We start from the raw sequence: 3,925 nt of genomic DNA on the forward strand, positions 1-3,925 counted from the left end.
GATTTAGGAGGTTTTTATGGTGCTTAAGGTTTTAGTTTCGGGTTTGGTGATGGCGACGGTGAGTTTTGGGTTTATGGGTGTGGGTTTGGCGGAAGGGGTGTCGAATTCAATTGCGTCTCAGTTACAGAGTGAGAGTGTGGTTGTGAGGAATCAGGGGGAGTTGGATAAGTTATTGGTAAGGTTGGGGAATCAGTTGGATACTGAATTAAGAAATAATTTAGATAAGTTGTGCCATCAGCGAGATTGTTATGCTTCTAAATTATATTGGTATACGGATTTAGAGTCGGCGAAGGCAGCGGCTAAGGCGAGTGGGAAACCGATTCTGTCTTTGCGGTTGTTGGGGAATTTGGATGAGGATATGAGTTGTGCCAATAGTCGCTTTTTCCGGGTGGTACTCTATCCGAATACAGAGGTATCGCAGGCATTGCGCGATCGCTTTATTTTACACTGGGAATCGGTACGTCCTGTCCCTAAAGTTACCATAGATTTTGGTGATGGTCGTCAGTTGACACGAACTCTCACAGGTAACAGTATTCACTATATATTAGATGGAGATGGTCGGATTGTTGATGCTTTACCTGGATTATACGGACCAAAAGCCTTTTTGCGAGAATTAGGGCAAGCGGAAAAAGCAGCCAAAGACGCGAATAGACTGGCAGAAGGAGAAAGAGATAACTTCCTACGTCAATATTATCGCGATCGCCTCGCCACAATTCAAGCCAACTGGAAACAAGACTTATCGGAATTAGACATAACACCCCCCAACCAATTGCTGGAAATTCCCACAAATATTCCCACTGCTGAAGAAGCCAGTCAGCGGGCAATGTCTAAAATGTATGTAGAAAATCCTCTCCTTACCGCTATCTCTGGTAATCAAGCAACACTAACCACCGCAACTGACGAAACAGCTTGGACAAAACTTGCCCAACTTCATAGCCAAGACGCACAGATTGATAATAACAGTCAAAATCTGATGCGCCATAAAAATCCCCAAGCCTATGACATCACCGGACGAAACATTACACCAGGTTCCCCAGAAGATCCACTAGTCCCCGTCATCAATAAATTCCAATCCCTAATCGCCCTAGATACCGTCAAAAACCAATACCTACTCCAACCCAAAATCTACACATGGTTACTCCAAATCCCTAACCAAAATCTCAATAACTTCAACGAACTAGTCTACAGCCAACTCTTCCTCACCCCCAGCACAGATCCCTGGTTAGGATTAGTTTCCAGTGATGGTTACAGCGCCATAGAAAACGAAGGAATCACTCAATAGTTATTAGTTATTTGTTATTGGTTGTTTGTCGTTAGCAGTAAATTAGGTTTATTCACCCAATCCAAAAAACCTCAAAAAACCCTCTGCGTACCTCTGTGCAAACCTCTGCGCACCTCTGCGTTAAAAAAAAAATACCCCAACACCCAACCAACAACCCCCATAAACTCTTTGCGTAAAAAAAAATGAACAACCCCCTCCCAAACTATAAAATAGAACAAGAACTCGGACACAACAAAAGCGGTGGACGAGTCACCTACCTAGCCACCCAAACCCAAACCCAACAACCCGTAGTCATCAAACAATTTCAATTTGCCAAAACCGGAACAACTTGGTCAGATTTCGACGCACACCAAAGAGAAATCAACCTCCTCCAACAACTCGACTCCCCCAGCATTCCCAAATACCTCGACGCATTAGAAACACCCGATGGTTTTTGCTTAATCCAAGAATATAAATCCGCACCTTCCCTCGCAGTACCCCAACCCTTTACACCCCAAGAGATTAAGGAAATTGCGATCGCAATTTTAGAAGTCCTCGTTTACCTGCAACAGCAACTACCCCCCATCATCCACCGCGATATTAAACCAGAAAATATCTTAGTTGAACGTTTCCCCCAAATCAAAGTTTATTTAGTTGATTTTGGATTAGCCCGTGCCATCGATAGTGAAATGTCAGCTAGTACCGTGGTGAAAGGTACGTTGGGATTTATGCCACCAGAACAAATCTTTAACCGCCAACTTACAGAAGCATCCGATCTATATAGTTTAGGTGCAACGCTGATTTGTTTGCTGACAAATACTAAATCTACCGATATTGGTAATTTAATGGACGAATCCTATCGCATCCATTTTAAACCATTGGTATCTGGTCTGAATCCTCAGTTTATTAGTTGGCTGGATAAAATGGTAGCCCCTAACCTCAAACATCGCTATCCTAATGCAGTGACAGCACTAAAAGCCCTTTTGTCAATAGATATAGTAGGAAATGGGTTCAATCTGGAAAGATTCATTGACTTGAAATCAGTCACTAGCCAATTTATGTTAACTAAATTAGTATTGGTGGGTATGGTGACGGTGAGTTTTTTAATGGCGCAAAAGGCAAGTAATACTGTCAGGGTAATTAATTCGGGAGATGCCACGATCTACTTGCGATCTCACGGTCATTGTCCCAGATGCGATCTCCGGGGCAGTGACTTGCGGGGGTTGGATTTGCGGTTTGTCGATTTAACGAATGCGGATCTCAGAGGTGTGGATTTACGGGGTAGTGATTTGCGCAATGCTCGCTTACAAAATGCTAATCTAAATAATGCTAATCTCAGTGATGCGGATCTGAGAAATGCTGACCTTTATGGTGCTGATTTGAGGAGTTCTTATTTGGAGAATACTAATCTTGCCCAGGCTGATTTAACATATACTGACTTTCGGGGTGCTTACCTCCAGAATGCTAATTTAGTTGATGTGGATCTCAGTCGTACTAATCTTAATCATACCGATCTCACAGGAGCTATTTTACCAGATAATTTTCCTTAATAATTGCGTAGGGTGTGTTAGCGAAGCGTAACGCACCAGACAATTGTACTCATGGAGAATCTTACAAAATATCAGGAAAAATGACAAGTGTACGCGATCAATATCTCACTAATTTGTAGTTCGTTTGAACGAAATATAATACTATGAGAGCAATGAGATAGACGATCAAATATTGAATTGGCTCAAAATAGCGTAAAAAAGCACTAAAGGTTATTAGTCCTCCTTTGGATTATCCGCCAATAATAGCTGAAACGACGCAATCTCGTCAAGTATTGAGAATTAATTTTAATAAAGATCGACGAATTTAAAAGGCTTTCAGCCATTTTTGAGTTTATTAAGTTATGTTAAGAACATTCTTTTGTTAAATTATGTTACTTACTTTGGTTTGAGGGAGAGGGGTTGAGGGTGAGGAGTTGAGGGTAAGGGTATCTACTTTGAGGCGATCGCACCCAAAGACTTGACATCTTGCCAAAAAAAAGTTAGATTAGTAACGTGGGAAAATGTGCCCTCCTAGAAGGTATTGTTTCAAGCCAATTCTAATCCCAGATAGATTTAAACAAAATTCTCATAGCAGCGATTGATTTGATATCAATGGCGATAAGCTTAAGATTTTACTGTAATTGTCATTTGCCAACCCAAAGCCTCCAGTAGTCTCACTAAACTGTAAATCTCTGCACCGCCACTCTTTAATAAGATAGAATCGAGTTTAGCCCAATTTATTTGAGCTTCTTGTGAAAGACTATTTGTCTTGCTCCGTGCCTCAATGATATCTTTGAGAGCAGAAAGTAGTAATTCTGGTTCTGGATCTGTTACTTCTAATATAGTCTCTATATAAGCAGCCGCTTCTGCTGCATTTTGGAGAGAGTCAATCAAATACTCTTGATAGCTATCACTAGTGGGAATTTTGACGCTGTGCATAATCTGCCCAATACTCCTTAGCTTTTTTTAGCTTTAGTTTTTCGATCTGGCAGCGAATCAAGCCATTCGGCAAAAGGAATCTTACCGTTTGCGGTAATGTAACGCCGAATCTCCCTTGGTTGTACTGACATAATAATGAGAAAATTTTTAGGCGATCGCTAATTGCTAATTATAGTAATAGCCAGAACTCTTAGGA

General features: G+C 41.3%; 3 protein-coding genes and 1 pseudogene. 2 read left to right on the forward strand and 2 right to left on the reverse strand.

Annotated elements, in window-relative coordinates:
• Positions 1 to 16: 16 nt before the first annotated feature.
• Both NJ959_RS26840 and NJ959_RS26845 read left to right on the forward strand, forming a co-directional pair.
• The gene (locus NJ959_RS26840; protein ID WP_254014821.1) at positions 17 to 1,282 is read left to right on the forward strand and encodes a hypothetical protein; all 1,266 of its coding nucleotides are present in this window, start codon (positions 17 to 19) and stop codon (positions 1,280 to 1,282) included.
• A 182-nt stretch (positions 1,283 to 1,464) separates the two neighbouring features.
• Positions 1,465 to 2,811 carry a serine/threonine-protein kinase gene (locus NJ959_RS26845; protein WP_254014822.1) on the forward strand — a complete coding sequence of 449 codons (1,347 nt, stop codon included), beginning with the start codon at positions 1,465 to 1,467 and terminating at the stop codon, positions 2,809 to 2,811.
• A gap of 603 nt (positions 2,812 to 3,414) precedes the next feature.
• Here NJ959_RS26845 and NJ959_RS26850 read toward each other — a convergent pair.
• Positions 3,415 to 3,729: a helix-turn-helix domain-containing transcriptional regulator gene (locus NJ959_RS26850; RefSeq protein ID WP_254014823.1), complete on the reverse strand. Its 315-nt coding sequence runs from the start codon at positions 3,727 to 3,729 to the stop codon at positions 3,415 to 3,417.
• 26 nt (positions 3,730 to 3,755) lie between these two features.
• Positions 3,756 to 3,860: pseudogene (locus NJ959_RS30875) on the reverse strand (type II toxin-antitoxin system RelE/ParE family toxin); the annotation flags it as partial.
• Positions 3,861 to 3,925: the final 65 nt, after the last annotated feature.

This window comes from Limnofasciculus baicalensis BBK-W-15, from assembly GCF_024178385.1.
Lineage (GTDB): Bacteria > Cyanobacteriota > Cyanobacteriia > Cyanobacteriales > Coleofasciculaceae > Limnofasciculus > Limnofasciculus baicalensis.

Bases quoted from the DNA above. Each gene is read 5' to 3' on its own strand.
- NJ959_RS26850 (WP_254014823.1), bottom strand. From the start codon at position 3,729: ATGCACAGCGTCAAAATTCCCACTAGTGATAGCTATCAAGAGTATTTG.
- NJ959_RS26845 (WP_254014822.1), top strand. From the start codon at position 1,465: ATGAACAACCCCCTCCCAAACTATAAAATAGAACAAGAACTCGGACAC.
- NJ959_RS26840 (WP_254014821.1), top strand. From the start codon at position 17: ATGGTGCTTAAGGTTTTAGTTTCGGGTTTGGTGATGGCGACGGTGAGT.